This window comes from Pseudomonas sp. JQ170C (assembly GCF_035581345.1).
Classification (GTDB): Bacteria; Pseudomonadota; Gammaproteobacteria; order Pseudomonadales; family Pseudomonadaceae; genus Aquipseudomonas.
Window position 1 is genome coordinate 700001 of sequence record NZ_CP141608.1, and the last position, 24121, is coordinate 724121.

A 24121-nucleotide genomic window follows, 5' to 3' on the forward strand; every position below is an offset into this window, starting at 1 on the left:
GTTGAGAAGCTTGCTGGAGGTATCAGAAGTGCGAATGCTGACATGAGTAACGACAATGGGAGTGAAAAACTCCCACGCCGAAAGACCAAGGTTTCCTGCGCAACGTTAATCGACGCAGGGTTAGTCGGTCCCTAAGGCGAGGCTGAAAAGCGTAGTCGATGGAAAACAGGTTAATATTCCTGTACTTCTAGTTATTGCGATGGAGGGACGGAGAAGGCTAGGCCAGCTTGGCGTTGGTTGTCCAAGTTTAAGGTGGTAGGCTGAGATCTTAGGTAAATCCGGGATCTTAAGGCCGAGAGCTGATGACGAGTTGCCTTTAGGCGACGAAGTGGTTGATGCCATGCTTCCAAGAAAAGCTTCTAAGCTTCAGATAACTAGGAACCGTACCCCAAACCGACACAGGTGGTTGGGTAGAGAATACCAAGGCGCTTGAGAGAACTCGGGTGAAGGAACTAGGCAAAATGGCACCGTAACTTCGGGAGAAGGTGCGCCGGTGAGGGTGAAGGACTTGCTCCGTAAGCTCATGCCGGTCGAAGATACCAGGCCGCTGCGACTGTTTATTAAAAACACAGCACTCTGCAAACACGAAAGTGGACGTATAGGGTGTGACGCCTGCCCGGTGCCGGAAGGTTAATTGATGGGGTTAGCTAACGCGAAGCTCTTGATCGAAGCCCCGGTAAACGGCGGCCGTAACTATAACGGTCCTAAGGTAGCGAAATTCCTTGTCGGGTAAGTTCCGACCTGCACGAATGGCGTAACGATGGCGGCGCTGTCTCCACCCGAGACTCAGTGAAATTGAAATCGCTGTGAAGATGCAGTGTATCCGCGGCTAGACGGAAAGACCCCGTGAACCTTTACTATAGCTTTGCACTGGACTTTGAATTTGCTTGTGTAGGATAGGTGGGAGGCTTTGAAGCGTGGACGCCAGTTCGCGTGGAGCCATCCTTGAAATACCACCCTGGCAACTTTGAGGTTCTAACTCAGGTCCGTTATCCGGATCGAGGACAGTGTATGGTGGGTAGTTTGACTGGGGCGGTCTCCTCCTAAAGAGTAACGGAGGAGTACGAAGGTGCGCTCAGACCGGTCGGAAATCGGTCGTAGAGTATAAAGGCAAAAGCGCGCTTGACTGCGAGACAGACACGTCGAGCAGGTACGAAAGTAGGTCTTAGTGATCCGGTGGTTCTGTATGGAAGGGCCATCGCTCAACGGATAAAAGGTACTCCGGGGATAACAGGCTGATACCGCCCAAGAGTTCATATCGACGGCGGTGTTTGGCACCTCGATGTCGGCTCATCACATCCTGGGGCTGAAGCCGGTCCCAAGGGTATGGCTGTTCGCCATTTAAAGTGGTACGCGAGCTGGGTTTAGAACGTCGTGAGACAGTTCGGTCCCTATCTGCCGTGGACGTTTGAGATTTGAGAGGGGCTGCTCCTAGTACGAGAGGACCGGAGTGGACGAACCTCTGGTGTTCCGGTTGTCACGCCAGTGGCATTGCCGGGTAGCTATGTTCGGAAGAGATAACCGCTGAAAGCATCTAAGCGGGAAACTTGCCTCAAGATGAGATCTCACTGGAGCCTTGAGCTCCCTGAAGGGCCGTCGAAGACTACGACGTTGATAGGTTGGGTGTGTAAGCGCTGTGAGGCGTTGAGCTAACCAATACTAATTGCCCGTGAGGCTTGACCATATAACACCCAAGCAATTTGCGTCGAATGACCAGATTGCGGTGTTGTGAAGACGAAACGAACCGAAAGTTTGCGACTCACAAAACATCACATACCCGATTTGCTGGAGCGTCGAACGACGGTCCGGTACACAGAATTTCTTGACGACCATAGAGCATTGGAACCACCTGATCCCATCCCGAACTCAGTAGTGAAACGATGCATCGCCGATGGTAGTGTGGGGTTTCCCCATGTGAGAGTAGGTCATCGTCAAGATTAAATTCCGAAACCCCTATCTGCACATGCAGGTAGGGGTTTTGTCTTTTCTGGCTCTGCAATCGCAGCGCCACTTCCCCATGATATGGTTCCCCTCTGCCCGCACAGACTCAAGGATGTCCAATGCCGCACGTAAATCCCTTACTTCCAGGATTCATGGTGGTCCACGGCAATCGCCTGGACGAATTGCGCAGTCTGGTCGTCAGTTGGATGCGGCGTTACCCCCTCAAGCCGCTGGAAAACGAGATTGCCCTGGTGCAGAGCAACGGCATCGCCCAGTGGCTGAAACTCGCCCTGGCTGAAGATCCCGAAGACGATGATTCAGGCGGCTGCGGCATCGCGGCAGCCATCGAAGTGCAACTGCCCGGTAGCTTCATGTGGCAGTTGTACCGCCGCGTGCTGGGCCGCCACGAGATCCCGGAAGTTTCGCTGCTCGACAAAGCCCCCCTGACCTGGCGCCTGATGCGCCTGCTGCCCGAAGTCATCGACAAACCGCACTTCGAGCCCCTGCAGCGCTTCCTCAATGACGACACCGACCTGCGCAAGCGCTACCAACTGGCCGAGCGCCTGGCCGACCTGTTCGACCAATACCAGGTGTACCGGGCCGACTGGCTCAAGGACTGGGCGGCTGGCCGGCATGTGCTCAACACCGCCAGAGGCGAAACCAAGCCACTGCCCCCCGCCAATTGCTGGCAAGCCGAACTCTGGCGCGCACTGCTGATGGATGTCGGGGAAGAGGGCATGGCCCAGAGCCGTGCCGGGGTACACCAACGGTTTGTCGAGCGCATCAACAGCCTCGAAAAGGCCCCGCCAGGGCTCCCTTCACGGGTGATCGTCTTCGGGATTTCCTCGTTGCCGGCACAGGCGCTGGAGGCGCTGGCCGGCCTGGCCCGCTTCAGCCAGGTGCTGCTCTGTGTGCACAACCCCTGCCGTCACCACTGGGCCGATATCGTTGCCGACAAAGACCTGCTCCGTCACCAGTACAAACGCCAGCAGCGTAAGCAAGGTATGCCCAGCCTGATCGACGCCCAGTCCCTGCACCAGCACGCTCACCCGCTGCTGGCCGCCTGGGGCAAGCAAGGGCGCGACTACATCAACTTGCTCGACAGCTATGACGACCCCGGCAGCTACCGCGCAGCGTTCAGTGAGGGCCGCATCGACCTGTTCAGCGATAGCGACCCCAAGACCCTGCTCAACGAATTGCAGGACGACATCCTGGAACTACGTCCGCTGAGTGAAACCCGCGAGCGGTGGGCAGACGTCGACCCTGCCAAGGATCGCTCGGTACGCTTCCACATCGCCCATAGCCCGCAGCGTGAAGTCGAGATTCTTCACGACCAATTGCTGGCCCGCTTCAGCGCCGACCCGCACCTGCGTCCCCGTGATGTCATCGTCATGCTGCCGGACATCAACACCTACGCGCCGCACATCCGCGCCGTGTTCGGCCAGCTGGAGCGTGATGATGCCCGCTACATTCCCTACACCCTGACTGACCAGGGCCAGCGTGGACGCGATCCGTTGCTGATTGCCCTGGAGCACCTGCTCAAGTTGCCGGACAGCCGCTTCTCGGTCAGTGAAGTGCTCGACTTGCTCGACGTTCCCGCCTTGCGGGCCCGCTTCGCCATCAAGGAAAGCGATCTGCCGACCCTGCATCGCTGGATCGAAGGCGCCGGTATCCGCTGGGGGCTCAATGCCGAGCAGCGTGCCAGCCTGGGCTTGCCCGCTGACCTGGAGCAGAACAGTTGGCGATTCGGTTTGCGCCGCATGTTGCTGGGCTATGCCGTCGGTGTCGGTGAGGCCTGCGATGGTATCGAACCGTACGATGAAATCGGCGGCCTCGATGCGGCGTTGATCGGCCCATTGGTGGCCTTGCTCGATGCCCTGGAGGTGGCCTACCAGCAGCTGTCCCTGCCAGCGACCGCCACTCAATGGGGGGAGCGACTGCACTCCTTGTTGCAGGTGTTCTTCCTCGCCGAAAACGAACACGACGATTACCTCTTGGTGCAGTTGCAGACCCTGCGCGAAACCTGGCTGCAAACGTGTGAGTCGGTGGCCCTGCAAGACCTGCTGCCGCTGACGGTAGTGCGTGAAGCCTGGCTGGCCGGGCTTGATCAAGGACGTTTGTCCCAGCGTTTCCTGGCCGGCTCGGTCAACTTCTGCACCCTGATGCCGATGCGTGCGATCCCGTTTAAGGTGGTGTGCCTGCTGGGCATGAACGATGGCGATTACCCGCGCGCGCAACCGCCGCTGGACTTCGACCTGATGGGCAGCGACTACCGCCCGGGTGACCGCTCGCGCCGCGAGGACGATCGCTACTTGCTGCTCGAAGCATTGCTCTCGGCGCGTGAACAGCTGTATGTCAGTTGGGTCGGGCGCAGCATTCGCGATAACAGCGAGCGACCGGCCTCGGTGTTGATCGGGCAGCTACGCGATCACCTGGCCGCCGGTTGGCGCCTGGCCCGTGCCGACGCCGCCAGCAAGCTTGATGCGGGTGAGCAATTGCTTCACACCCTGACCGTCGAGCATCCCCTGCAACCCTTCAGCAGCCGCTACTACCTCAAAGGCAGCAACCTGTTCAGCTATGCGCGTGAATGGCATTCACTGCACCTGCCCGCAGAAGACAAGGTAAAGCCTGAAGACGAGCTGCCGCCTTATGTCAGTGACGAGGCGTTGAGCCTGAACCTGCTGCAGGACTTTCTGCGCCGTCCGGTGCAGCACTTCTTCAGCCAGCGTCTGAAGGTGTTCTTTGAATCGGCCCAGGCCCCGCTGCCCGACGAAGAACCTTTCGTGCTCGATGCCCTCGAGCGCTACAGCCTCAGCGCGAGCCTGCTCGATGCAGCCCTTGCGGCACCGGACGATGCGGCCCAGGCGTTGCACGCCCAGGCCCGCCGCCTGCAGGGTAGCGGCATGCTGCCGCTGGCAGGTTTCGGCGAGTGCCTGCAGGAGGAGTTGATCGAGCCGTTGCCGGACCTGTTGCAGCGTCACCAACAATTGCTGCGCCAATGGCCCACCCCGCTGGACAGCGCCTTGCCCGTGCACTTCGAGCACCGCCAGCTCACGCTTGAGGGGTGGCTTGGCCGGGTCTATCAAGGTGACGATCAGTCCCTCTTGAGCATTACCACCGTCCCCAACACCATCAGCAGCGGCCGCACCCGCAAGTGGCATCGGCTGACGGCAACCTGGGTGACGCACCTGGCGGCCTGCGCTGTCGGCCTGCCCCTGAACAGCGCCGTAGTGGCGACCGACGTCACCTTGCTGCTCCCCCCTCTTGAGCAAGCGCAGGCCGCCAAGTTGCTGGGTTACCTGCTGCTGGCCCGCCAGGCCGGGATGTGCGCGCCGTTGCCCGTGGCGGTCAAGACGGCCTTTGCCTGGCTGGCCCAGAGCGATCCCGACAAAGCGCTGGCCGCAGCGATCAAACAATACGAAGGCGATGGTCGCAACAGCGCCGGTGAGCGTAGCGAAAGCACAGCGCTGGCCCGTCAGTTCCCAGACTTTGCCGCCCTAAGCGCCAGCGAAGAATTTGAAGGCTGGTGTGAGTCGCTTTACCGTCCGATGTTCGATGCGCCCTGGCAGACCTTGGGCAATGAGGAGGCCGGCCAATGAGTCGCGCAGCACCCCTGGCACTGACCTTTCCCCTGCATGGCAGCCAACTGATCGAAGCCAGCGCCGGTACCGGCAAGACGTTCACCATCTCTGCCCTGTACCTGCGCCTGGTGCTCGGCCATGGCGGCGAGCAGGGGTTCGGCCGTGAGCTGTTGCCGCCCCAGATTCTGGTGGTGACCTTCACCGATGCCGCGACCAAGGAGCTGCGCGAGCGTATCCGCACCCGCCTTGCCGAAGCGGCGCGGTACTTTCGCGGTGAGCTGCAGGAGGCCGATCCACTGCTCCAGCAACTGCGCGACGATTATTCGCCCGACCTCTGGAGCGCTTGCGCCAACCGCCTGGACGTGGCGGCGCAATGGATGGACGAAGCCGCTGTATCGACCATTCACAGCTGGTGCCAGCGCATGCTGCGCGAGCATGCGTTCGACAGCGGCAGCCTGTTCACCCAGAGTCTGGAAACCGACCACAGCGAATTGCTCGGGCAGGTCATGCGCGACTACTGGCGCCGGTTCTGCTATGGCATGCAAGGTGAGGCACTGGACTGGGTCCGCGCCCACTGGGTCAGCCCCCAGGACTTGCTGCCACGGGTGCGTGCCCTGTTCGGCCGCCAGCGTGTCCTGAGCAACGATGAAGAACCCCAGGCATTGATCGAAGCAGTCTTGCAGCAGCGTGCCGAGCAACTGCGCACGCTCAAGGCGCCGTGGGCCAAATGGGCGGATGAATTGCTGCAGATTTGCCGTGACGGCGTCGCCGCCAAGCAGGTCGATGGCCGCAAGATGCAGGCGCGTTTCTTCGAGCCCTGGTGCGAAAAACTGGCGGCGTGGGCAACGGATGAACACGCGCTGGATCTGGACCTGGGCACAGGCTTCACCCGCCTGACCCGGGCCGGTATGGCCGAAGCCTGGAAGGGCGAGCCGCCCGAGCATCCGGCCTTGCAGGCGATGGAGAGCCTTGCCCAGCAACTCCAGGGCCTGCCAACGGCAGACGCCTGCCTGCTCGAACACGCGGCGGTCTGGGTCGGTGCGCGCTTTGAGGCGGAAAAGCGTCGGCGCGCCGAAATGGGCTTCGATGACATGCTGCTGCGCCTGGATCACGCCCTGCACAGCGACACCGGTGAGCGCCTGGCAGGCGTGATCCGCGAGCAATTCCCGGTGGCCCTGATCGATGAATTCCAGGACACCGACCCGGTGCAGTACCGGATTTTCCAGCGTATCTACCGTATCGAGGAAAACCTGCACGACACCGGCCTGTTCATGATCGGCGACCCCAAGCAGGCGATCTATGCCTTCCGTGGCGCCGATATTTTCACCTACCTGGGCGCTCGCCGCGCCACTGCCGGGCGCCTGCACAGCCTGGACACCAACTTCCGCTCCAGCCAGGCCATGGTCACGGCCGTCAACCATGTGTTCATGCAGGCCGAGACGCGTGTGCTCGGGCGTGGCGCGTTTCTGTTTCGCGACGGTGATGACAACCCGGTGCCCTTTGTCGAGGTCAAGGCCAAAGGCCGTAGCGAGCACCTGCAGATCGACGGGCAAGCAGTTGCTGCGTTGAACCTCTGGCAACTGACCAGCGAAGAGCCAGTGTCCGGTGCGGTATACCGGCAACAGCTGGCCGCCAGCTGCGCCAGCCAGATCGTGGCCTTGCTCAATGGCGGGCAGCAGGGCCGCAGCGGTTTTGTTCAGGCCGATCAGCGCGTGCGTGGTTGCCTGCCGTCGGACATCGCCATTCTGGTGCGCGACGGTCATGAGGCACAGTTGATTCGTGCCGAACTGGCGGCGCGCGACGTGCGCAGCGTGTACCTCTCGGATAAGGACTCGGTGTTCGCGGCCCAGGAAGCCAAGGACCTGTTGAGCTGGCTCAAGGCCTGTGCCGAACCGGACGCCGAGCGCCTGCTCAAGGCCGCGCTTGCCAGTGTCACCCTTGACCTGCCGCTCACCGCCCTGGAGCAATTGAATCAGGATGAGCGGGTCTGGGAACGCTGGGTCATGCAGTTTCGCCAGTACCGGATGATCTGGCGCAGCCAGGGTGTGTTGCCGATGCTGCGCCACCTGCTTCACGATTTCGACCTGCCCCAGGTGCTCATGGTCCACAGCGACGGCGAGCGGGTACTGACCAACTTGCTGCACCTGGCCGAACTGCTGCAGCAGGCTGCCACCGAGCTTGATGGCGAACAGGCATTGATCCGTCACCTGGGCGAGCACCTGGCCAACGCCGGGCAGGCCGGTGAAGAGCAGATCCTGCGCCTTGAAAGCGACGAACAGTTGGTCAAGGTGGTGACCATCCACAAGTCCAAGGGCCTCGAATACCCGCTGGTGTTCCTGCCGTTCATTTGCTCCAGCAAACCGGTGGATGGCCAGCGCTTGCCCCTGGGTTGGCACGACAGCGACGGCCAGGCCCACCTGACCCTCACCCCGGATGCCGAACAGATCGCCCTGGCCGATGAGGAGCGTCTGGCTGAAGACCTGCGCCTGCTCTATGTCGCCCTGACCCGAGCCCAGCACGCCTGCTGGCTGGGCGTGGCCGACCTCAAGCGTGGCAACGTCAAAAGCTCGGTGCTGCACCGCTCGGCCCTGGGTTATCTGCTCGGTGGCGGCGCGCCGCTGGCGTCCTCGGGTCAGTTGAGTGATTGGCTGAAAACGCTGCAGGCCGATTGCCCGGCCATCGCCAGCAACCTCATGCCGGAGGCGGACGACCTCAGCTTTATCGCCCCGGCCAACACGGCTGAGTTGCTTCCTGTGCGCCAGCCAAAACGCCGGGCGGCGGAAAACTGGTGGATCGCCTCCTACAGTGCGTTGCGTATTGGTGAAGAGTCGCTGTCACTGACCGCCGACAGTTCCCAGGCGCAGCACCTGCTCGACGACGAGCGGCCCGACCCGCAACAACTGCGCGAAGTGGCGCCTGGCAGCGGTGATATCCACCGATTCCCTCGCGGCCCGAACCCCGGCACCTTCCTTCACGGCCTGCTTGAATGGGCGGGGCACGAAGGTTTTGGCCCGGTGACGGCCGACCTGGAAAAACTGCAGCGCACCGTCGGCCAGCGTTGCAACCGCCGCGACTGGACCGGCTGGATCAATACCCTGACCTCGTGGCTGCAGACGCTGCTGGTGCAGCCCATGAACCTGGCGCCGGACAGCCCGCCAACGGCCCTGAATCAATTGGCCGAGTACCAGATCGAAATGGAGTTCTGGTTCGCCAGCCACAAGGTCGATGTCGGTCAGCTGGACCGCTTGGTCGGCGAGTTCACCCACCAGGGCATGAGTCGGGTCGCCGCTCAGCCGGCCCAGCTCAACGGCATGTTCAAAGGCTTCATCGACCTGGCCTTCGAGCATGACGGGCGCTATTACGTGGCCGATTACAAGTCCAACTGGCTCGGTCCTGATGACCTGGCCTACAGCGAGCAGGCGATGGAAGCGGCGATCCTCGCCCACCGCTACGACCTGCAATATGTGTTGTACCTGCTGGCCCTGCACCGCCAGCTGCGCGCGCGGCTGCCGGACTACGACTACGACCTGCACGTCGGCGGGGCATTGTTCGTGTTTCTGCGCGGCGTGCATGCGGCGTCGGGCGGCCTGTACTTCGTCAAGCCGCCACGGGAGCTGATCGAACGCCTCGATGACCTGTTCCGCGGCGTGAGCACCTTGCAACAACACGACCTGTTCCTGGGAGATGCATCATGAGCCGTACCCTCGACGACCTGCTGCCTACACCGCTGGATGCCCGGCATCTGGCGGCGCTCGAGCCGTTGAGCAACAGTGCCGACTTGCTGGCCCTGCTCGATCGCTGGGTCGAGCGGGGATGGTTGCGAGCGCTGGACCGTGCATTCGTCGGCTTTTTGCAGGAGCGCGAGCCGGGCAGTGATTCGCTGGTATTGCTGGCCGCTGCCCTGGCCAGCCATCAGTTGGGCCATGGCCATGTGTGCCTGGACCTGGGCGAAACCCTGGCCGAGCCGGACTTTGCCCTGTCCTTGCCGCCGGAAGGCGATGCTCTGGCCGGCCCGTTGCTGCTGCCCTCGCAGTTGCTCGAACGCCTGGTGCTGGGCACCTGGCTGCAACGGCTGGCCAGTAGCGGCCTGGTGGCCGATGCGGATCATCCGGCACATACATCGCGGCCCCTGGTGCTCAGTGGCCAGCGCCTGTACCTGCGTCGTTACTGGGCCTACGAGCGCAGTATCGACCGTGCCCTGCATCAACGTCTGGAGCAGGTCGAGCCCAGCCCGGCCGACTTGCCGGCGCGCCTGGCGCAATTGTTCGCAGGTGGCGGCCCGGCAGGGCAGGTGGACTGGCAGAAGCTCGCCTGTGCCCTGGCGACCCGGGGTGCGTTCAGCATCATTACCGGCGGCCCCGGGACCGGCAAGACCACCACCGTGGTGCGCTTGCTGGCCCTGCTGCAAGCCCCGGCCGTGGAGGCCGGGCGGCCTTTGCGCATTCGTCTGGCGGCGCCCACCGGCAAGGCGGCAGCGCGGCTGACCGAGTCCATCGGCCAGCAGGTGGAGCGCCTGGCGGTTGCCGCTCAAGTGCGCGAGAACATTCCCACCGATGTGTCCACCGTTCACCGCTTGCTGGGCAGCCGCCCGGGCTCGCGGCATTTTCGTCACCATGCCGGTAATCCATTGCCCCTGGATGTGCTGGTGCTCGACGAAGCCTCGATGATTGACCTGGAGATGATGGCCAATCTGCTGGCTGCGCTACCGCCTCACGCGCGCCTGGTGTTGCTGGGTGACAAGGACCAGTTGGCTTCGGTGGAGGCCGGTGCGGTACTGGGTGATCTGTGCCGGGATGCCGAGGCGGGTCGCTACAGTGCGCAGACCCAGGCGTGGCTGGAGCAGGTCAGCGGCGAAACGTTGACCGATAGTGGGCTCGAAGCGGGCACTGCCGAGCAATTCCCGCTGGCCCAGCAGGTGGTGATGCTGCGGTTTTCCCGGCGTTTCGGTGAAACCAGCGGCATTGGCCGTCTGGCGCGCCTGGTCAACCAGCAAGACGCCGACCAGGCGCGGGCTTTGCTCAAGGACAAGCTGGAGGATGTGTTTGGCCTGAGCCTGCGCGGCGAGCAGGATCGCGCCCTGGATCGCCTGCTGCTGGACGGATTGGGCCGCGGCGAGCAGGGCCCCCAGGGCTATCGAAGCTACTTGCAGGTCATCGGTCGGCAGCGCCCGGCTGCGGGTACTGCTGCCGATGATCCGCGCTGGGAAACCTGGGCCATGGCGGTGCTGCAGGGCTTTGAGACATTCCAGCTGCTGTGCGCGGTGCGCAAGGGGCCGTGGGGTGTCGAGGGGCTTAACGTGCGGGTCAGCCGGGTGCTGGCGGCAGCGGGCCTGATACCGGCCGACCAGCCCTGGTATGAAGGCCGTCCGGTGCTGATGACACGCAACGACTATGGCCTGGGGCTGATGAACGGCGACATCGGCATCGCCCTGCGCCTGCCGGATGAGCAGCACCCCGGGCACTCGGTCCTGCGCGTCGCCTTTGCCCGCAACGACGGTCGTGGCGGCGTGCGCTTCGTACTGCCGAGCCGGCTCAACGAGGTGGAAACGGTCTTCGCCATGACCGTGCATAAGTCCCAGGGCTCGGAGTTCACCCACACCGCACTGGTACTGCCCGATGCGTTGAATCCGGTGCTGACCAAAGAACTGATCTACACCGGGATCACCCGGGCCAAGACCTGTTTCACCTTGATCGAACCGCGCCAGGGTGTGTTTGAAGACGCTGTGCGGCGCAAGGTCAAGCGGATCTCGGGGTTGATGCTCAAGCAGGTGTGAGCGCGGCGGTCCGGTAAATGACCGGACCGCCCCTGGCTTGCCCCCTCGCTGGCAAATCGCCCACTGTGCTATCGTTGCGACAGTATCCTGCAGTGTTTTAAGAGATTTCCTTCATGAAAGTGGCCGCCCCGACATCGGGACGTGTGACGAGCCGGGGGCGTTCGCTGCTGGCCGCGTTGCCGTTGATGTTCGCAGCGCTGGCCCACGCCGAGACAGATTCAGCCTCGACCCTGGCAGAACAACGCGCCAAAGCCGTGACCCAAGTGGTACTGGGCATCCTCAGTTATGCGCGCTGGCCGGTGGAGCCCGAGCAGCTGCGCCTATGCCTGATCGGCCCCACTGAATACGCCGACGACCTGGTCAAGGGCACCACCCAGGCCAGCGGTCGCCCGGTGGCCGTACGCCGGTTGCTGGCCAACGATCCCCGTATCGTCACCGAGTGCGACGCCATGTACCTGGGGCGACTGGACCAGGATGAACGCAAACAGCTGTTCAGCGCCGTCACGGGCCATCCGGTGTTGAGCATCAGCGAGGCCCATGATCCCTGTACGGTCGGCAGTGTGTTCTGCTTGCGGGTCAGCGACCAGCAGGTGGCCTTCGACGTCAACCTCGATTCGGTGGCGCGCAGCGGCGTGCGTATTCACCCCAGCGTGCTGCAGTTGTCGCGGCGCCGGGCGGCACAGCCATGATGGGCTTTAAATGGAGGCGACAGCGCCCGACCTTGCGCTCGGTACTGGGCCGCCGACACTTGAGCGTGGCGTTGTTGGCCGTGGGCCTGGCCGGCATCTCACTGACCGTACTCGGCGTGCTGGCGCTGCGGGTGTATGCCAATCACAACCTGCACTTGATCGCCCGCTCGATCAACTACACCGTCGAAGCCGCCGTGGTGTTCAACGACAGCAGCGCCGCCAACGAAGCCCTGGCAATGATTGCCTCGACCGAAGAGGTGGCCGACGCCAAGGTATTCAACCACCGCAATCAACTGCTGGCCCGCTGGCAGCGCAGCGAAGACTCCGTGATGGCTCAGATCGAGCAACGGGTGGCTCGTGCATTGCTGGAAGAACCGATCATCCTGCCGGTGCTGCACCAGGACCGCCAGGTCGGACGCATCGAGCTGGTGGGGCAGGGCGGGAGTCTGTTGCGCTTCATGCTCAGTGGCCTGGCCGGCATCATCCTCTCCACGGTGTTGAGCGCGTTGGGGGCGCTGTACCTGTCGCGGCGCCTGTTCGGCGATATTGTCGGCCCGCTGCGCAGCCTGGCCACCGTGGCTCACGCGGCGCGGCGCGAGCGCAGTTTCGACCGGCGCGTGCCACCGGCACAGATCGCCGAGCTCAATGAACTGGGCAACGACTTCAATGCCTTGCTCGACGAGCTTGAGAACTGGCAGAACCACCTGCAAAGCGAAAACGAAAGCCTCGCCCACCAGGCCAGCCACGACAGCCTCACCGGGCTGCCCAACCGGGCCTTCTTTGAAGGCCGGCTCAGCCGCACCGTGCGCAATGCCATCAAGCACCAGGAACACCTGGCGCTGTTGTTCCTCGACAGCGACAACTTCAAGGACATCAACGACAACTTCGGGCATGCGGCCGGTGACGAAGTGCTGATCAGCGTCGCGGCGCGCGTGCGCTCGCAGTTGCGTGAAAATGATCTGGTGGCGCGCCTGGGGGGCGATGAGTTCGCTGTACTGCTGGCCCCCCTGCACAGCCGAGAGGATGCCCAGCGCATCGCCGAGAAGATCATCATCAGCATGCGCCAGCCCATCGGCCTGAGCGAGGGCAGGAGCATCGTCACCTCGTTGAGCGTCGGCATTGCCTACTTCCCGGATGACGGCCGTAGCCCGTCCGATTTACTCAATGCCGCCGATGCGGCGATGTACCAGGCCAAGCGCACTGAGCGCGGCCAGTGGCAAACGGCAGAGGCGGAGTGCTCTGCCCATCAAAAAAACAGGAGCTGAACCGTGACACATTTGAGTCGATACCTGCGTTTTCACTTTGCCTTCCTGGCCTTGGCGTTGTTGGCCTTGACCGGTTGCCAGAGTGTGCCGCCCAAAGGACTGACGGCCGAGCAGATTGCCGTACTCAAACAGGAAGGCTTTCGTCTGACCGACGAGGGCTGGGAATTCGGCTTGTCTGGCAAGGTGCTGTTCGGCAGCGACCTGGACTCGCTCAACAGCCAGAGCCAGGCCATTGTCGAGCGCATCGGCAAGTCGTTGCTGTCGGTGGATATCCAGCGTGTACGGATCGACGGTCACACTGACTCCACCGGCCAGGCCGCCTACAACGAGCAACTGTCGCTGCGCCGGGCCAAGAGCGTGGCCAACGTCCTGACCTCGGTCGGCATGCGTCCGGAAAACGTCGTAACCCGTGGCCTGGGCAGCAGTGAGCCGGTGGCCAGCAACGCCAACCGTGCCGGGCGCATGGAAAACCGCCGGGTGGCCATCGTCGTCGCCTCCGACTAATCGGCAAAACTCATCGAGCGCGACGTGCCCATCAACAGCGGCGCGTTGCGCTCGGTGACATTGCGGATGTAATCCCACAACAGGGTAATCCGCTTCAACTTGCGCAAGTCCTCGCGGCAGTACATCCAGAACTGCCGGGTAATCTCCACTTCCTCCGGCAATATCGCCACCAGGCGCGGGTCCTGTGCCGCCAGAAAACACGGCAGAATCGCCAGCCCTCGGCCCTGCTGGGCGGCCACGTACTGGGCGATCACGCTGGTACTGCGCAGGTTGGCGCTGGCCGAGGGAATCAGGTTGGCCAGGTACAGCAGCTCGGAGCTGAAGGCCAGGTCGTCGACATAACTGATGAACTGATGATTGGCCAGGTCGCTGCTGCGCGTGATCGGCTCATGGCTGTCCAGGTATTCCTGGGTGGCGTACAGGCGCAGGCGGTAGTCGCACAGTTTGCAGCACACATAGGGCCCGTGTTCCGGGCGCTCCAGGGCGATGACGATGTCGGCCTCGCGCTTGGACAGGCTGATGAAGTGCGGCAGCGGCAGGATGTCCACCGAGATGGCCGGGTAGGCATCGACGAAATGGCTTAGCTGCGGGGTGACGAAAAAGCTGCCAAAGCCCTCGGTACAGCCCATGCGCACATGCCCGGACAACGCCACGCCAGACCCCGACACCTGCTCGCACGCCATGTGCAGGGTGCTTTCGATCGACTCGGCATAGCTGAGCAGGCGCTGGCCCTCGGCGGTCAGGACAAAGCCGTTGGTCCGCGATTTTTCAAACAGCAACGTCCCCAGCGACACTTCCAGTGAACTGATCCGCCGCGACACCGTGGTGTAGTCCACACCCAGGCGCTTGGCGGCCGCGCTGGCCTTGCGGGTACGGGCTACTTCGAGAAAAAACTTGAGGTCGTCCCAGTTCAGCGACCCCAGCGAGGTGATGTTTTTTTGCATGTTGGTCCGGTTTTTATGTGCGTTCTTATTGGATCTTTGCACATCTATACTCCAAAACAAGCCCCAGACCCAAGCGTCCGTCGCGGCAAACCCGGCGGCGTTCTCTTCCTAACAACAATTTCAGGAGAGCCCACATGAACGCATCCCTCACTCCCGACCAGACCAAGGTCGAGCAGGTCAAGCTGCTGATCGACGGCCAGTGGGTCGAATCGAAAACCAACGAATGGCGCGACGTGGTCAACCCGGCCACCCAGCAAGTGCTGGCCCGTGTACCGTTCGCCACCGCCGAAGAAGTCGATGCCGCTATCGCCGCTGGCCAGCGTGCGTTCCAGTCCTGGCGCGACACCCCGATCGGCGCCCGCATGCGCATCATGCTCAAGCTCCAGGCCCTGATCCGCGAACACTCCAAGCGTATCGCCGTGGTGCTCAGCGCCGAGCAGGGCAAGACCATTGCCGACGCTGAAGGTGACATTTTCCGTGGCCTGGAAGTGGTCGAGCACGCCTGCAGCATCGGCAGCCTGCAAATGGGCGAGTTCGCCGAGAACGTGGCAGGCGGTGTCGATACCTACACCCTGCGCCAGCCCATCGGCGTGTGCGCCGGCATCACCCCGTTCAACTTCCCGGCGATGATTCCGCTGTGGATGTTCCCGATGGCCATCGTCTGCGGCAACACCTTCGTGCTCAAGCCGTCGGAGCAGGACCCGCTGTCGACCATGATGCTGGTGGAGCTGGCGCTGGAAGCCGGTGTGCCGGCCGGCGTGCTCAACGTGGTACACGGTGGCAAGCAAGTGGTCGATGCCCTGTGCACCCACACCGACATCAAGGCCATCTCGTTCGTTGGCTCTACCGAAGTCGGCACTCACGTCTACAACCTGGCCGGCCAGCACGGCAAGCGCGTGCAGTCGATGATGGGCGCCAAGAACCACGCCGTGGTGCTGCCGGATGCCAACCGTACCCAGACTCTCAACGCCCTGGTCGGCGCAGGCTTCGGCGCGGCCGGCCAGCGTTGCATGGCGACGTCGGTGGCGGTGCTGGTGGGCAAGGCCCGCGAGTGGCTGCCGGAGCTCAAGGCGCTGGCTTCCCAGCTCAAGGTCAACGCTGGCAGCGAGCCTGGCACCGACGTCGGGCCGCTGATTTCCAAGCGCGCCAAGGAGCGAGTCCTGGGCCTGATCGAAAGCGGCATCAAGGAAGGCGCCACGCTTGAGCTCGACGGTCGCGACGTGAGCGTGCCGGGTTACGAGCAAGGCAACTTCGTTGGCCCGACCCTGTTCTCCGGGGTGACCACCGACATGCAGATCTACACCCAGGAAATCTTTGGCCCAGTGCTGGTAGTGCTGGAAGTCGACACCCTCGATGAAGCCATCGCCCTGGTCAACCGCAACCCCTTCGGCAACGGCACTGGCCTGTTCACCCAGAGCGGCGCGGCAGCGCGCAAGTTCCAGAACGAGATCGACGTCGGTCAGGTCGGCATCAACATCCCGATCCCGGTACCGGTCCCTTACTTCAGCTTCACCGGTTCGCGTGGCTCCAAGCTCGGCGACCTGGGCCCGTACGGCAAGCAAGTGGTGCAGTTCTACACTCAGACCAAGACCGTCACCAGTCGTTGGTTCGATGACGACAGCGTCAACGACGGTGTGAACACCACCATCAGCCTGCGCTAAGGAGTTCACCATGCGTATTGCATTCATCGGCCTGGGCAACATGGGTGCGCCCATGGCGCGCAACCTGATCAAGGCCGGGCATCAACTGAACCTGTTCGACCTGAACAAGACCGTCTTGGCCGAGCTTGCCGAGCTGGGCGGGCAGATCAGCAGCTCGCCACGCGATGCCGCGCAGCAGAGCGACATGGTCATCACCATGCTGCCGGCCGCCGCGCATGTCCGTGGTGTGTACCTGAGTGAAGACGGTGTGCTGGCCGGTGTGCGCAAAGGCACGCCGGTCGTGGACTGCAGCACCATCGACCCACAGACCGCCCGTGATGTCTCGGTCGCCGCGGCCAAGCAAGGCATCGACCTGGCCGATGCCCCGGTATCCGGTGGCACCGGTGGTGCAGCCGCCGGCACCCTGACCTTCATGGTCGGTGCCAGTGACGAACTGTTCGCCACCCTGCAGCCAGTGCTGGCGCAGATGGGCCGCAATATCGTCCATTGCGGTGCAGTGGGGACCGGGCAGATCGCCAAGATCTGCAACAACCTGCTGTTGGGCATCTCGATGGTCGGCGTGTCTGAGGCCATGGCTCTGGGCAACGCCCTGGGCATCGACACCAAGGTACTGGCCGGGATCATCAACAGCTCGACCGGGCGCTGCTGGAGTTCGGACACCTACAACCCCTGGCCGGGCATTATCGAGACGGCTCCGGCCTCACGCGGCTACACCGGAGGCTTTGGTGCCGAGCTGATGCTCAAGGACCTGGGGCTGGCAACCGAAGCGGCGCGCCAGGCACACCAGCCGGTGATCATGGGCGCCGTGGCCCAGCAGCTGTACCAGGCCATGAGCCTGCGAGGTGACGGCGGCAAGGACTTCTCGGCGATTGTCGAGGGGTATCGCAAGCCGGAGTAATAAAGCATCGCGGGGCAGGCCCGCTCCTACCGTAGGAGCGGGCTTGCCCCGCGATCAATTTCAAGCAAACACAAAATACTTGCGCACCGTCTCCACCACTTCCCAGGTCCCCTTCATTCCCGGTTCGATCACGAACACATCCCCCGCCTTCAGATGCACCGGCTGCTCACCTTCCGGGGTGATCACGCAGTAGCCGTCGAGAAAGTGGCAGTACTCCCATTTTTCATAATTGACCTCGAACTTGCCCGGCGTGCAGATCCAGGTGCCCATGATCTTGCTGCCGTCTTCGGACAAATAGGCATTGAGGTTCACGGTGTGCGGGTCGCCGCCGATGCGTTTCCACTTGGTCGCGTTCAACACGGGAGTAGGGCAGGTGTCGCGCAGTACGGTGATGAAATCAGACATGTGAACTCCATAGGATCGGCTCAAAGATCCGTCACCATAGGCCCGAACTACGGGGTGGAGTTGTCTGGGTTCGACGTCGAGCGCTCGATCTGCGCCTTGCAGTGGTACACGAACGCGCTCACCTGTCCGGAATCATCCGCCAGGTTGTCTTTGACATGGCCAAGGTAAGCATCGCGCGCATGCCTCAACACGGCCTGGTGTTGTTGTGGCAGGCGCTCCAGCAGCCATGCCGCCGCCATATCCTTGGGCACGATCGCGCCGGTCTCCACGCTGTACCCGATGCGCGCCAGCGCCAGTACCACGGTCAGTTCATCACCTTGCCAATCGGCCGGGACCTGCCATTGCGCAAGCGTATCGGCGAAGGCCCGGGCCAGGTCCGCCGTTGGCACAGGCGCGAACCAGGCCGGCGCCGCGACGCCCGCCAAGCAGAAGCTGTGCTGCCGGGCCTTGGTCAGCAGGATCGCCAGGTCGGGGTCGGGCTGGGCGGGCTCGACCTGACCGGCCAGCACCGCGTTGCGCAGCCATTCGCCAAACTGCAGTTCGCGCCGTGGCGGGTAGCGCCAGGGCTGCACATCGGCCTTGACCACCACGGTCACTTCCAGGGCGCGCACCGGGCCTCCGGGTGGCGCCGAAACGCCGAGCAAGTCGGTCATCAGCGCCAGCCGCACCGGCCCCGGCAGCGGTGCGCTGACGGTCACCAGCAGGTCCAGATCGCTGGCCGGCTTGAGCCCGCCGTCGGCAGCCGAGCCGTACAGGTGAACAGCTTGCAGGGTGTGGGCGAGGTGGCGTTCAAGTACCGCGCAGGCCTTTACCAGCTGCGCCGCAACAGCGCTGGAACAGGTGGGGGGGAGCGTGAAGTCCATGGTCATTCTCCTTATGGGCGCAGGTGCTGCACCAACGCCAGGCTGTGGCCTGGCAAGGTGCTGAAGTCACGGGCGCACAGCCTCAGTTGGCGCTGGCCCCAGGGTTCCTTGAGGGCCACGCTGTGCAATGCCAGCACGCCCTGCCAACGGCGCACCGCTGCCAGCGGCACCACGCCCAGCCCGGCGCCATGGGCGACCATGCGGATCATGCCGTCGAAGCCCTCGGCCCGCACCCGGATCTGCAAGCGCCGGCCCAGGTGCAAGGCTTGCTCCTCCAGGTGCAGGGTCAGGGCGCTGTCGCTCGACAAGCCGACAAACCCATAGTCCAGCGTGTCGGCAAAGCGCAGGTCGGTGCGTGTCGCCAGTGGGTGCGCCGGCGGCATGATCAGCACCAGCGGGTCGTCGCGAAAGGGCAGGGTCTGCAAGTGCTCGCTGGTGACGGCGGTGGAGATGATGCCGATGTCCGCTGCGCCCTCGGTAATGGCCTGGACAATTCGCAGGCTGGGCAGCTCCTGGATGTCGAGGGTGATGGCCGGGTAGTCGGCGAGAAAGCCTGCCAGCCGTTCGGGCAGGTATTCGCTGAGGGCGGCGGTGTTGCACAGCAGCCGCACCTGGCCTTGCAGGCCCTGGGCATGTTGGGCCAGGTCGAACTGCAAGCGCTCCACTTGCTGGCCGATCAGGCGTGCATGCTGCAGCAACGCCTGGCCGGCCGGGGTTGCCTGCACCCCGCGGCGATTGCGTTCGAGCAGAGGCGTGCCGAGCGACGCTTCCATGGCGCGGATCCGCGCACTGGCGGCGGGCAATGACAGGTGGCTGCGCTGGGCACCGGCGGTGATGTTGCCGCACTCCAGGGTGTGCTGGAACAGTCGCAGGTCGATCAGATCAAAATGCATGAGCCTCTGCCTGAGCAATAGTCTGGCTCAGTATATGGCAGATTTTCAGGCAGCCGCAGTGCAGGCAGCATGGGCCCATGACGACCTTACTTGGCTTTTATCAGGACATCGGGCCGGCGCTGACGCTGCTGGTGATGCTGACGTTCTTGCTGGCGGGGGCGGTGAAGGGCGTGATCGGCCTGGGCCTGCCGACCATTGCCATGGGCCTGCTCGGGCTGGCTATGCCCCCGGCGCAGGCTGCAGCGCTACTGATCGTGCCGTCCACCCTGACCAACCTCTGGCAACTGGCGGCCGGCGGGCACTTGCTGGCCTTGCTGCGACGCTTGTGGCCGATGCTGGTGATGATCTTCGCCGGCACCTTGCTGGGCAGCGTGTGGCTTGGGATCGACAGCGGTCAGTGGGCCGTGCATGCCTTGGGTGGGGCGCTGCTGGTGTATGCCCTCTATGGGCTGTGTGGGCCTGGCCTGCGCCTGGCGCCTGGCCCGGCGCTCTGGCTGGGGCCGCTGTGTGGGCTGGTAACCGGGGTGGTGACGGCGGCCACCGGGGTGTTCGTGATCCCGGCGGTGCCCTATTTGCAGAGCCTGGGCCTGAGTCGTGACGAGATGGTCCAGGCCCTGGGCCTGTCGTTCACGGTCTCGACCCTGGCCCTGGCTATCGGCCTGGCCGGCCAGGACGCGCTCGGCGCCCAGGCGCTGGGGGCGTCACTGCTGGTGCTGGCGCCAGCGCTGTTGGGCATGCTGTGCGGCCAGTGGCTGCGTCAGCGCATCAGCGCCGTGCTGTTCAAGCGCTGCTTCTTTATCGGCCTGGCGGTGCTCGGCGCGCACCTGTTGCTCAACGGCTAGCCGAGGACGGGCTGAGCATCTCGACCAACTGAATATCGAAGTCGCGCTCGAGATAGTCCATGCGCGTTTCAAAGAACTGCTGCATGTGTGGCAGTGCCGAGTGCACGTCCAGCGCAGCCTTGCTGGCCCAGATCTCGTAGAACACGAACAGGCTCGGGTCTTCCTTGTCGCGCAGCATGTGGTACTCGATGCAGCCGGGCTCGGCACGGCTCGGCTCGACATAGGCGCGAAACAGCGCCTCGAACGCTTCGGCTTTTTCCGGACGGGTCTTGGCTTTGAGGATGAAGCCGTAGGGTTCGCTCATGAGGTGGACCTCTGGTGGGGGAGGCCTGATTTTATTTCAATAATAAGTGGTCTATTCGTGCCTTTTGGTCAAAAGCCTTTTGCCTGCGAGGTGGTTTTTCCATCGCTCGCGAAGCCCTAATCTGCCGCCATTCAAATTCACCCGATCCCAGGCTTCCAAGACGCAGCAGCGGATCGAACGACAGATGAGGCAAGTGATGAAAAAGGTCCTGTTGCTCAACGGCGGTAAAAAATTCGCCCACTCCGATGGTCGCCTGAACGAGACCCTGCACGAGGCCGCCCTGGCATTCCTCGACCGCGCGGGCTTCGACGTCAAGACCACCTATATCGACGGTGGCTACGACAACGCCGAAGAAGTGCAAAAATTCCTCTGGGCCGATGTGATCATCTACCAGATGCCCGGCTGGTGGATGGGGGCGCCCTGGACCGTCAAGCAGTACCTGGACGAAGTCTTCACCGCCGGCCACGGCAGCCTGTACGCCAACGATGGCCGTACCCGCTCCGATGCCTCGCAGAAGTACGGCAGCGGCGGCCTGATCCACGGCAAGCAGTACATGCTGTCGCTGACCTGGAACGCACCGCAGCAAGCCTTTGACGACCCCAGCGACTTCTTCGAGGGCAAGGGCGTGGATGCGGTGTACTTCCCGTTCCACAAGGCCAACCAGTTCCTCGGCATGACCGGCCTGCCGACCTACCTGGCAGTGGATGTGATGAAGCGCCCCAACGTCGAGGCCGCCGTGGCCGCCTACGAGCAGCACCTGGCCCGGGTTTTCCAGACACCGGCCTGATGAGTCCTTGCGTTGGCCGCGCCAAGCGGCTATCTATCACGGCTGTTGCTCACCCCAAGGTACAGCCGTGAAAGCCAGGTCCGATGAATTGCAGGTGTTTGTCTCGGTGATCGAGTGCGGCTCGATTTCCGCTGCCGCCGAGCAGGGCGGGCAGACGCCTTCGGCAATCAGCCGGACCCTGTCGCGCCTGGAGGCAAAGCTTGGCACCACGCTGATCAACCGCACCACCCGGCGCATGGACCTGACCGAAGAGGGGCGGTTTTTCTTCGAGCGGGCCAAGTCGATCCTGCAGCAGATGGACGAGCTTGAAGAGCACCTGTCGGTGCACCACCAGACCCCTTCCGGTCGCCTGCGCATCAATGCTGCCTTGCCTTTCATGCTGCACGCCATCGTGCCCTGGGTTGGCGAGTTTCGTGAGCTGTACCCGCAGATCCAGCTGGAGCTCAACACCAGCGACTTGATCATCGACCTGATCGAGCAGAGCACCGACGTCGCCATCCGCATCGGCGAGCTGGCCGATTCCAGTCTGCATGCCCGCTCGCTGGGTTGCAGCCCGTTGAATGTGCTGGCCAGCCCCGCATACCTGGCGCGTCATGGCATGCCCGAGCGGGTTGAAGACTTGCAGGCGCATTCGCTGCTCGGCTTCACCCAGACCGAAACCCTCAACCACTGGCCGCTGCGCCATGTGGAAGGTGACCGCCTGCTGATCCGTCCGAGCCTGTCGGCGTCCAGCGGGGAAACCCTGCGCGAGCTTGCCCTGGCCGGTGAAGGCATCGCGTGTCTGTCGCACTTCATGACCCATGAAGACATCCGCACCGGCCGCTTGCATGTGGTGCTCGGCGAGCACAACAGTGGTTATCGCCAGCCCATCAATGCGGTGTACTACCGTAACTCGCAGTTGGCGCTGCGCATCCAGTGCTTTCTCGATTTTATCCAGCACAAGCTGGCGGCCTACGCCTGCTGAGCACTCCGGCCACGACAAAACCTGCCTGCCTGCGGCGCATTTTCTTGCGGTGTTTGATTAGTTTTCGGACATAAGCCTTAATGGCTGTTCAACGAAAACAACACCAAGGAAGCTCTCATGCGCGTTGTGATGTTCCGAACCCTGGGCCTGAGTGCCGCAATAATCGCCAGCTCATCGGCTTACGCGGTGACCCTGGAAGGTGGCGCGGTAGCTGCACCTGATCAATATGGTGCACAGGTGGCCGCCGACGTCCTGAAAAAAGGCGGTAACGCGGTCGATGCCGCCGTCGCCACCGCGTTCACCCTGGCCGTGACCTACCCCGAAGCCGGCAACATCGGCGGCGGCGGTTTCATGACCCTGTACATGGATGGCAAACCTTACTTCCTCGACTACCGCGAAGTGGCGCCCAAGGCAGCCAGTCGCAACATGTACCTGGACGAAAAGGGCGAAATCATCGAGAACCTGAGCCTGGTCGGCGCCCGTGCCGCCGGTGTGCCGGGTACGGTGATGGGCTTGTGGGAAGCGCATCAGAAGTTCGGCAAATTGCCCTGGGCCGAGCTGATCACCCCAGCCGTGGGCTACGCGAAGAACGGCTTCAAGATTGCTGAAAAACAGTACCAGTACCGCGAAGACGCCCTGGGCCTGTTCAAGGACAGCACCAACTTCAACGACTACTTCGGCAACATGAAAGTCGGCGAGACCTTCAAGCAGCCAGAGCTGGCGCAAACCCTGGAGCGCATTGCCGACAAGGGCGTGAGCGAGTTCTACCAGGGCAAGACCGCTGACTTGCTGGTGGCGCAGATGCAGGCCGACAAAGGCCTGATCAGCAAGGACGACCTCAAGGACTACAAAGCCGTATGGCGTGACCCGATGGGCATCGAATGGCGCGGCAACATGGTCTACACCGCACCGCTGCCAAGCTCTGGCGGCGTGGCCCTGGCGCAACTGCTGGGCATCAAGGAAAACCGCGCGGCGGACTTCAAGGGCGTTGACCTGAACTCGGCACGCTACATCCACTTGCTGGCCGAAATCGAGAAGCGTGTGTTCGCTGACCGCGCCGACTACCTGGGCGACCCTGCGTTTTCAAAGGTGCCTGTGGATAAGCTGATCGCCAAGGACTACCTGGCCAAGCGTGCCCAGGAGGTCAACCCGACGGCCATTTCCGAAACCGAGAAAGTCCGCCCGGGCCTTGAACCGCACCAGACCACCCACTTCTCCATCGTCGACAAGCAGGGCAACGCGGTCAGCAACACCTACACCCTGAACTGGGACTACGGCAGTGGTGTAGTGGTCAAGGGCGCAGGCTTCCTGCTCAACGACGAGATGGACGACTTCAGCTCCAAGCCCGGGGTCGCCAACGCCTTTGGTGTGGTGGGCGGTGATGCCAATGCCATCGAGCCGGGCAAGCGCATGCTCTCGTCCATGGCTCCGACCCTGGTCACCCGTGACGGCAAGGTCACCCTGGTGCTGGGTACGCCCGGTGGCTCACGGATCTTCACCTCGATCTTCCAGGTGCTGAACAACCTGTACGACTACAACCTGCCACTGGAAAAAGCCGTGGCGGCGCAGCGGGTTCATCACCAGTTGCTGCCTAAGGACACCATCTACTTCGATGCCTATGCACCGCTGACCGGCAAGGTGGCGGATGAGCTGAAGAAGATGGGCTACACCCTGGAAGACCAGGGCTGGGAGATGGGCGATATCCAGGCGATCCGGGTCAATGGCACGGCGCTGGAAACTGCCTCCGATCCGCGTGGGCGGGGCGTGGGACACGTCGTCAAATAAAGCCCCCTGATGTAGGCGCGGG

Annotated in this window: 17 protein-coding genes and 2 rRNA genes (1 of these 19 only partly in view); 14 read left to right on the forward strand and 5 right to left on the reverse strand. The window is 63.0% G+C overall.

Annotated features, from left to right (window positions below):
• The 8 genes from U9R80_RS03070 to U9R80_RS03105 all read left to right on the forward strand — a co-directional run.
• Window positions 1-1684 (forward strand): 23S ribosomal RNA (locus tag U9R80_RS03070); it begins 1206 nt to the left of the window's first position.
• Between the two features lie 137 nt (window positions 1685-1821).
• Window positions 1822-1937: ribosomal RNA gene (gene rrf / locus U9R80_RS03075) — 5S ribosomal RNA — on the forward strand.
• Between the two features lie 123 nt (window positions 1938-2060).
• Window positions 2061-5540 carry an exodeoxyribonuclease V subunit gamma gene (recC, locus tag U9R80_RS03080; RefSeq protein WP_301842644.1) on the forward strand — a complete coding sequence of 1160 codons (3480 nt, stop codon included), beginning with the start codon at window positions 2061-2063 and terminating at the stop codon, window positions 5538-5540.
• Window positions 5537-9217: an exodeoxyribonuclease V subunit beta gene (recB, locus tag U9R80_RS03085; RefSeq protein ID WP_301842642.1), complete on the forward strand. Its 3681-nt coding sequence runs from the start codon at window positions 5537-5539 to the stop codon at window positions 9215-9217. Before recC ends, recB begins: the two co-directional genes overlap by 4 nt.
• Window positions 9214-11295 (forward strand): exodeoxyribonuclease V subunit alpha, encoded by a 2082-nt coding sequence (recD, locus tag U9R80_RS03090; protein WP_301842639.1) that lies wholly within the window; start codon window positions 9214-9216, stop codon window positions 11293-11295. Before recB ends, recD begins: the two co-directional genes overlap by 4 nt.
• Window positions 11296-11408: 113 nt before the next feature.
• A complete protein-coding gene (locus U9R80_RS03095) occupies window positions 11409-11984 on the forward strand; it encodes a YfiR family protein (protein WP_301842638.1) in 576 nt (191 codons plus the stop codon).
• A complete protein-coding gene (locus tag U9R80_RS03100) occupies window positions 11981-13249 on the forward strand; it encodes a diguanylate cyclase domain-containing protein (RefSeq protein WP_301842636.1) in 1269 nt (422 codons plus the stop codon). The genes U9R80_RS03095 and U9R80_RS03100 overlap by 4 nt, the downstream gene beginning before the upstream one ends.
• Window positions 13250-13252: 3 nt before the next feature.
• Complete coding sequence (locus tag U9R80_RS03105) at window positions 13253-13753, forward strand: OmpA family protein (RefSeq protein ID WP_442964932.1); 501 nt, start codon at window positions 13253-13255, stop codon at window positions 13751-13753.
• Here the strand turns inward: U9R80_RS03105 and U9R80_RS03110 are convergent.
• On the reverse strand, window positions 13750-14697 hold the full coding sequence (locus U9R80_RS03110; RefSeq protein WP_301842634.1) for a LysR family transcriptional regulator: 948 nt from the start codon (window positions 14695-14697) through the stop codon (window positions 13750-13752). The two genes, U9R80_RS03105 and U9R80_RS03110, sit on opposite strands and share 4 nt — an antisense overlap.
• 134 nt (window positions 14698-14831) lie before the next feature.
• Between U9R80_RS03110 and U9R80_RS03115 the strand changes: the two genes are divergently transcribed.
• Window positions 14832-16358: a CoA-acylating methylmalonate-semialdehyde dehydrogenase gene (locus tag U9R80_RS03115; RefSeq protein WP_301842632.1), complete on the forward strand. Its 1527-nt coding sequence runs from the start codon at window positions 14832-14834 to the stop codon at window positions 16356-16358.
• Window positions 16359-16368: 10 nt separating this feature from the next.
• Window positions 16369-17256, forward strand: a complete 888-nt coding sequence (gene mmsB, locus U9R80_RS03120) for a 3-hydroxyisobutyrate dehydrogenase (protein ID WP_301842630.1) — start codon at window positions 16369-16371, stop codon at window positions 17254-17256.
• 60 nt (window positions 17257-17316) lie between these two features.
• On the opposite strand, the gene U9R80_RS03125 is transcribed toward mmsB, so the two are convergent.
• From U9R80_RS03125 to U9R80_RS03135, 3 genes are read right to left on the reverse strand one after another with little or no spacing between them, the layout of a single operon-like run.
• Window positions 17317-17661, reverse strand: coding sequence for a cupin domain-containing protein (locus U9R80_RS03125; RefSeq protein ID WP_038614945.1), 345 nt, complete (start codon window positions 17659-17661; stop codon window positions 17317-17319).
• 47 nt (window positions 17662-17708) lie between these two features.
• The gene (locus U9R80_RS03130; protein WP_301842627.1) at window positions 17709-18524 is read right to left on the reverse strand and encodes an aminoglycoside adenylyltransferase family protein; all 816 of its coding nucleotides are present in this window, start codon (window positions 18522-18524) and stop codon (window positions 17709-17711) included.
• A gap of 11 nt (window positions 18525-18535) precedes the next feature.
• A complete protein-coding gene (locus U9R80_RS03135) occupies window positions 18536-19417 on the reverse strand; it encodes a LysR family transcriptional regulator (RefSeq protein WP_301842623.1) in 882 nt (293 codons plus the stop codon).
• Window positions 19418-19494: 77 nt separating this feature from the next.
• Between U9R80_RS03135 and U9R80_RS03140 the strand changes: the two genes are divergently transcribed.
• Window positions 19495-20259, forward strand: a complete 765-nt coding sequence (locus tag U9R80_RS03140; RefSeq protein WP_301842622.1) for a sulfite exporter TauE/SafE family protein — start codon at window positions 19495-19497, stop codon at window positions 20257-20259.
• On the opposite strand, the gene U9R80_RS03145 is transcribed toward U9R80_RS03140, so the two are convergent.
• On the reverse strand, window positions 20249-20563 hold the full coding sequence (locus U9R80_RS03145; RefSeq protein ID WP_301842620.1) for a putative quinol monooxygenase: 315 nt from the start codon (window positions 20561-20563) through the stop codon (window positions 20249-20251). The genes U9R80_RS03140 and U9R80_RS03145 overlap by 11 nt on opposite strands.
• Before the next feature lie 196 nt (window positions 20564-20759).
• Here U9R80_RS03145 and U9R80_RS03150 point away from each other — a divergent pair, with 196 nt between their 5' ends.
• The 3 genes from U9R80_RS03150 (at window position 20760) to ggt (ending at window position 24099) form a co-directional block, all read left to right on the forward strand.
• A complete protein-coding gene (locus U9R80_RS03150) occupies window positions 20760-21350 on the forward strand; it encodes an NAD(P)H-dependent oxidoreductase (RefSeq protein WP_301842619.1) in 591 nt (196 codons plus the stop codon).
• Between the two features lie 67 nt (window positions 21351-21417).
• A complete protein-coding gene (locus U9R80_RS03155) occupies window positions 21418-22314 on the forward strand; it encodes a LysR family transcriptional regulator (protein WP_301842618.1) in 897 nt (298 codons plus the stop codon).
• Between the two features lie 117 nt (window positions 22315-22431).
• On the forward strand, window positions 22432-24099 hold the full coding sequence (ggt, locus tag U9R80_RS03160; protein ID WP_301842617.1) for a gamma-glutamyltransferase: 1668 nt from the start codon (window positions 22432-22434) through the stop codon (window positions 24097-24099).
• The last annotated feature ends 22 nt before the right edge of the window (window positions 24100-24121 follow it).

Bases quoted from the DNA above. Each gene is read 5' to 3' on its own strand.
- U9R80_RS03130 (WP_301842627.1), bottom strand. From the start codon at position 18,524: ATGGACTTCACGCTCCCCCCCACCTGTTCCAGCGCTGTTGCGGCGCAG.
- U9R80_RS03135 (WP_301842623.1), bottom strand. From the start codon at position 19,417: ATGCATTTTGATCTGATCGACCTGCGACTGTTCCAGCACACCCTGGAG.
- U9R80_RS03125 (WP_038614945.1), bottom strand. From the start codon at position 17,661: ATGTCTGATTTCATCACCGTACTGCGCGACACCTGCCCTACTCCCGTG.
- U9R80_RS03140 (WP_301842622.1), top strand. From the start codon at position 19,495: ATGACGACCTTACTTGGCTTTTATCAGGACATCGGGCCGGCGCTGACG.
- U9R80_RS03095 (WP_301842638.1), top strand. From the start codon at position 11,409: ATGAAAGTGGCCGCCCCGACATCGGGACGTGTGACGAGCCGGGGGCGT.
- ggt (WP_301842617.1), top strand. From the start codon at position 22,432: ATGCGCGTTGTGATGTTCCGAACCCTGGGCCTGAGTGCCGCAATAATC.
- U9R80_RS03150 (WP_301842619.1), top strand. From the start codon at position 20,760: ATGAAAAAGGTCCTGTTGCTCAACGGCGGTAAAAAATTCGCCCACTCC.
- mmsB (WP_301842630.1), top strand. From the start codon at position 16,369: ATGCGTATTGCATTCATCGGCCTGGGCAACATGGGTGCGCCCATGGCG.
- U9R80_RS03110 (WP_301842634.1), bottom strand. From the start codon at position 14,697: ATGCAAAAAAACATCACCTCGCTGGGGTCGCTGAACTGGGACGACCTC.
- U9R80_RS03145 (WP_301842620.1), bottom strand. From the start codon at position 20,563: ATGAGCGAACCCTACGGCTTCATCCTCAAAGCCAAGACCCGTCCGGAA.
- recB (WP_301842642.1), top strand. From the start codon at position 5,537: ATGAGTCGCGCAGCACCCCTGGCACTGACCTTTCCCCTGCATGGCAGC.
- U9R80_RS03115 (WP_301842632.1), top strand. From the start codon at position 14,832: ATGAACGCATCCCTCACTCCCGACCAGACCAAGGTCGAGCAGGTCAAG.
- U9R80_RS03100 (WP_301842636.1), top strand. From the start codon at position 11,981: ATGATGGGCTTTAAATGGAGGCGACAGCGCCCGACCTTGCGCTCGGTA.
- recC (WP_301842644.1), top strand. From the start codon at position 2,061: ATGCCGCACGTAAATCCCTTACTTCCAGGATTCATGGTGGTCCACGGC.
- recD (WP_301842639.1), top strand. From the start codon at position 9,214: ATGAGCCGTACCCTCGACGACCTGCTGCCTACACCGCTGGATGCCCGG.